The sequence below is a fragment of the Candidatus Cloacimonadota bacterium genome, from assembly GCA_012522635.1.
GTDB lineage: Bacteria > Cloacimonadota > Cloacimonadia > Cloacimonadales > Cloacimonadaceae > Syntrophosphaera.
The window spans coordinates 1-5,124 of the sequence record JAAYKA010000021.1; the positions used below are offsets into that span (position 1 = coordinate 1).

The window sequence follows — 5,124 nt, forward strand, 5'->3', positions numbered from 1 at the left end:
ACTTGAGAGTAAAAATAGAAGTCCCGGACATCATGTGTGCCGGGACTTCATTTCAGCCTTCAACCCTTCTGATATACAGCCGGATTTAGAAGAATCTGAACCCGTGCCGCGGGCTGTGATAGCCGGGATTGCCGGATGCGCCCGGCTGCATTGCGTATGCCCCCAGGTATATGATTTTGCCTTCCAACATAAGCGTGGAACCGCTGATTTCAGGGCTGTCCAGCCTCAAATCCTGCCCCAAACCAACTCCTGTAAATTCTGAGACTCCCAAATTTTTCAGCCTTCCGAAAACTTGATTGGTATCGACCCAATGCTCTCTTGGATGAGAATCAGGAACACGGTCCACCACGTCAAACACATAGCTGCGCAGGATCTTTTCCCCCAGATCCTTCCACACGTCAGGCGAAGAAACCAAATCCATGCCCAAAAAACGGCCATCCAGTTCCACATACATACCACAACTGCCCGGTCCTTCTAAAACTTCACTGAAGATGCGAAAAATATCGTGAATATCCTGCCCGCGATGTTCAAAGGCATCTGCCATGGCGCTTGTGTGAGATTGCGTCTTTTTTCGTCTGATCAGGTCGTCGATATCTCTCCATACTTTGCTCTGATTAGAAGACGGTATGTTTCGTGTTTGAAGATTGACGGTCACATCCTTAGCTATGCTGGCTTTCATGAAGGCAGGCATCACATTTCCCGATTCTTCAAAATGGTGACTGCTATAGCTCCAACGCCCTGCTTCCGTGCAGCTTACCGGGATGACGAGCTCGCTTTTTGGGGGCGCTAAAACAGTCACATTCAGGATGCGGTTTTGTTTGGCGCCGCTAAGTTCCTCACCCGCAAGCAGCAACACAGGTTTTTCGCCACGGTTTTCCACCTTGAGGTTTGGCACACTGCCGCCCTGGCTGATCTCGCTGATGGTGATTATTCCTTCTTTCATGGCTTGGCGCAGAGAAATGTAGCCATGCGGCTCTTGATCGGTTTTGACGATGGGCACGATTGAGAGCCCGAGATAGCTCAATCCCTTGCCCGGTGTGTAGTTCCCCAGATCGCTGAAAAGATGTTCTTTCATTTTAAATCTCCTTGTGTTTTCAGTTCTATTTTCCTATATGCGATTGCTTCTTCTGATACTGACAAAAATATTTGAACTTTCCCGGATTTCATCGGTCTTTGCTGAACACGCATCAAAGGTAAACAAAATTGGCATAGAGAGTTGGAAGTTTCTGAAAGTCTCTGGCGGCTTCGCCCGGATTTGATCCAAACTAAAACACAAGTTCGGGACTGAGGGCAGGGAGGCGATATTTTGATTGACAAAAAAGGACTTCATGTGGATTATAAAAAAACTCTGAAAAACATAAGAACATGGAAAGATGAACGCGCCAATGCAAGGAAGCAGCCCTGAAAGTCGGCTTAAACGCTGGCTGGAAGTAAACCACGATTTGGATTTCTCAGAAATTCTGAAAAGAATCTGGGATCTCCTACGCGGCGCTGTGCCTGAAAATGAGGAAGAAGAACACCTCTTTTGTTTTGCCTTTTTCATCAACCGGGTGAGAAGAACTCAGAATCATTATATCATAGATTTGTGCGCAATCCGGAATCTGGACCCAATCCAATATCTTTTTGAGCGCTCAGGCTGTCTTTATGCCAGGATGAAGCCTCAGATTGAGATATTGTCCCAGCGCCTGCAAGGCAGGGCTCCGAAGGACTTTTTTCCCTATTTTTACAAGGTTTTGGAAAATAACCTTATCTTCTGTAACAACGCTGCAATTGAAGATTTGAGCCGGGGCTTGTCTGATCTTCGCTGGGAATGGCGGGGTGACAAAAGGATGGAGGACGAACTTAACCGCAACCCCGTGACTACAGGAAATCCTGAACCGCGCAGCCTCGGAGAAATCTTGAACGACCTTGAGCTTCGCGTTCAGGCAGATCACCTGTTGGTGGATTTGAAGCAGGATTGGGAAGCAAAACACCTGAATGCGCTGTGTCATTATCATGAAACTTTATGCGGAAAACTCAGTCTCAGGCTGAGCCGTGAAAACCGGGCAAACATTCATCAAATCCACTCCCGAATCAGGAAAAAACTGCGCGACTATCTGGACGACAAGGATATTAATCCGGAAGTGGCACGGATATTTTCCTACATATACCTGAAAAAATTGTGTCAGCAAACCCCCATCTCAGAGACATATAGTATTCATGAAGGAGGAAAAAATGATCCGCCTGCTTGACAAAAATTACGGAAGAAACCTATATAAGACATATCTCCAATCCATCCAGCCGGAGAGAGTGCCCGAAATTGGTTTTTCAGTGGAGGATTTGCAGGTGGAATTTGATCCCGAAACCCAATTGAGCCACCAGAAGGTGCTCGGCAGCATCAGGATGCTGGACAACGGTGAACACCTGATCCTGTATATGGCGGTGGAAAAGCTTCCCAATGGCGATTTCAGAGTGTTGAAAATCAGCGATATGGTTCAATTTCAAAGCCATCGGGACCTGCCCTTCAAAGCCCTCCTGGGCACCTACATCGTCGAATTTGACAATGCATTCATCTTGCGCCACAGTGAAATAGCAGGCAGCGTGGTGCTGGACGAGGTGGATGACTATAGCTTCATGCAAATCACAGACGCTTGGGAACACGAATCCCTGCAACCCAGAGGAAAATCCCACTATGAAGAGCTGATGGATGTGTGGATACAGATATTCCGTATCAAAGAACACGAGATAACCTGCCAATATCGCAGTCGCGACACCTCTTCAAAATACCCGCTGGTTTGGGTTCCGCAGTTGGAACTCGGCAAAGACGGCCCAGATTTCACCGAGGTGGAGAAAGCCAATCACGATGTGCAAAGATATCTGCAAAATGAATCCCTGTTTATGCGTGATATCGTTTTATTGTGTCAAATTGCACGATTTGAACGACTGGATTATGAGGCCACAAAACAGACTGTCAAACCATCCGATTTGGTTTGGGAAAAGGATGGCTCCATTCTGCTGTATATCCCAAGGAAAAAGGTGGGAAAACCGGGCAGTGTTTTCTGCGGAGCATATCCCATTTTCAAGGGCATATTGCCTGAGGCTCTGACGCTTACCAAAAACTCCGGCATGATTAAAAACAAAGATCTTGATAGTTTGGAATTTTCGTTTGATTAAGGGATAAAAGTCGATTTGTTAAGCAGAAATATGAATATCAATCAAAACCGTGAAAAGAAGCGAAACACAGATGAAGGGCAAGGGCTATCTCATTTATTCAGTGAGGCTTGCAAAGATTAAAAACAATGGATTTATTATGTGTTTGACCTTTGGACCAAAATATTACTTGACAGGCATCGCAATCTCAAAAGAATGTGTGCATTCAATAAAACATATTTAAAAAGAGTTGAATTTAACCAACAAACAAAGGAGAAAATGATGAAAGCAACGAAGTATTTTATGATCCTGCTTGCGGTGGTGGCTCTGTTCGCCTTCGCCTGCAAAACCGACAAAGTTGAAGAAGAAGAAGTACAACCAGAACCCACCCCCGTAGAACAGTGGATTACAGACATTACCGCTTTCTTGGAGACTTGGGAAGCCAAAACTGAATTTACCACGGAAGATGTGGAAGCCATGACTGAACAGCTTCAGCCTTTGGGAGAGAAAGTTGAAGAACTTGATCTGGAAAACACAACCGAAGGTGAGCAAAAAGAACTTGTTGAAGGGTTGCTCAAGCGTGTTGATGAACTCATGAACAAAGTAACTAATCTTCCTATGCCTTGATAAGTTCAAGCCAATAAAAACTATGCCCCCAGCGATGGGGGCTTTTTTTATCCGTAAAATAAAACCGGGCTTTTCGCTGTGAAAACACCCGGTCAATATTGTTCCAAATCTGGATGAATTGTTTTGGTAACTGCCTCACTCGATATCGAAGATCAGTTTTTCCTTTTCAACCGGTTCAGCCACGATTTCGTAGGCGGCACGCACCAGAGCAGCAACCTCTTCTGCTTTGGCAGCATCGTTGGCATGGATTTCGCCGATGGGCTCACCTTGTTTCAGATAATCTCCAATTTTTGGGATTAACAACGCGCCCGCGCCATAGTCGATGGCATCCGAAACCTTCATTCTGCCAGCTTTTATGCGTACGAGGGCATAGCCGATGGCACGTGAATCGATGCTTTTAACATAGCCGGAAGTTTCCGCGAATATGGGCAGTTTGACTTTGCTGGTGCCCAGGAGACTGTAATCTTCCAACACTCTGGCATCGCCGCCTTGAGCTTTGATTATTTCTTCAAGTTTGGCAAGCGCTTTCCCGCTGGATACTGAATCTTCAATCATTTTAAAGGCTTTTTCCTCAGTATCAGCCAGCTTGGCTTCCAAAAGCAATAGCGCTATCAGCTGTGAAGTGAGTATTTTTGTGTCCCGCAAGGGATTACCTTTCAGATATTCGATGGCTTCAACCATTTCCAGCGCGTTTCCAACCGCCAAACCCAGGGGAGAGTTCATGTTGGAAAAAACCACCCGCACTTTTTGACCAAAACTTGCCCCGGTGGAAATGAGCAGTTGGGCCAGTTCCCTGGCTTTTTCAAGGTTTGGCATGAAGGCGCCGCTTCCGATTTTAAGGTCGATCACCAGATATTTAGCACCCTCGGCAATCTTTTTACTCATGATGCTGGCTGTAATCAGGCCAGGACTTTCCACAGTGGCGGTAACATCCCGCAGGGCATATATTTGCTTGTCCGCAGGCACCAACTCATCAGATTGGCCCACCAAAGCCAGTCCGTGACGTTGAACCAAGTTCTGAAACTCATCCGGGGCATATTGAGTCCTAAATCCGGGAATGGATTCCAGCTTGTCCAAGGTGCCACCGGTATGACCCAAGCCGCGTCCGGAAATCATGGGAACCGCCAGCCCCAGTGAAGCCGCAATCGGCGCCAGCATCAGGCTGATTTTGTCTCCCACCCCACCGGTGGAATGTTTGTCTGCAACCGGCTTTTCGTCGCCAAAAGAGATGCTGCGTCCACTTTCGATGTAGGCGCGCGTGAGCCCGGAAATTTCCTGGGGCTCGAGACCCCTGAAATAAATTGCCATCAGCAATGCGCTCATCTGGTAATCAGCAATCCTGCCATCCAAAAAACCTTTTATAAAACC

Annotated in this window: 5 protein-coding genes; 3 read left to right on the forward strand and 2 right to left on the reverse strand. The window is 46.7% G+C overall.

What is annotated here, in order from left to right:
* Positions 1-85: 85 nt before the first annotated feature.
* Positions 86-1,075, reverse strand: a complete 990-nt coding sequence (locus GX135_01185) for a hypothetical protein (protein NLN84701.1) — start codon at positions 1,073-1,075, stop codon at positions 86-88.
* A 298-nt stretch (positions 1,076-1,373) separates the two neighbouring features.
* Here GX135_01185 and GX135_01190 point away from each other — a divergent pair, with 298 nt between their 5' ends.
* The 3 genes from GX135_01190 to GX135_01200 all read left to right on the forward strand — a co-directional run bounded on the left by GX135_01190 (position 1,374) and on the right by GX135_01200 (position 3,756).
* A complete protein-coding gene (locus GX135_01190) occupies positions 1,374-2,231 on the forward strand; it encodes a hypothetical protein (GenBank protein ID NLN84702.1) in 858 nt (285 codons plus the stop codon).
* On the forward strand, positions 2,215-3,153 hold the full coding sequence (locus GX135_01195) for a hypothetical protein (GenBank protein NLN84703.1): 939 nt from the start codon (positions 2,215-2,217) through the stop codon (positions 3,151-3,153). Before GX135_01190 ends, GX135_01195 begins: the two co-directional genes overlap by 17 nt.
* A 258-nt stretch (positions 3,154-3,411) precedes the next feature.
* Positions 3,412-3,756, forward strand: coding sequence for a hypothetical protein (locus GX135_01200; GenBank protein ID NLN84704.1), 345 nt, complete (start codon positions 3,412-3,414; stop codon positions 3,754-3,756).
* 135 nt (positions 3,757-3,891) lie between these two features.
* Here GX135_01200 and GX135_01205 read toward each other — a convergent pair.
* The coding region (locus tag GX135_01205) for a thymidine phosphorylase (protein NLN84705.1) at positions 3,892-5,124 on the reverse strand (1,233 nt) is incomplete at its 5' end.

Excerpts from the sequence above, each read along its gene's own strand:
- GX135_01185 (NLN84701.1), bottom strand. The coding sequence starts at position 1,075 with ATGAAAGAACATCTTTTCAGCGATCTGGGGAACTACACACCGGGCAAG.
- GX135_01190 (NLN84702.1), top strand. The coding sequence starts at position 1,374 with ATGAACGCGCCAATGCAAGGAAGCAGCCCTGAAAGTCGGCTTAAACGC.
- GX135_01195 (NLN84703.1), top strand. The coding sequence starts at position 2,215 with ATGATCCGCCTGCTTGACAAAAATTACGGAAGAAACCTATATAAGACA.
- GX135_01200 (NLN84704.1), top strand. The coding sequence starts at position 3,412 with ATGAAAGCAACGAAGTATTTTATGATCCTGCTTGCGGTGGTGGCTCTG.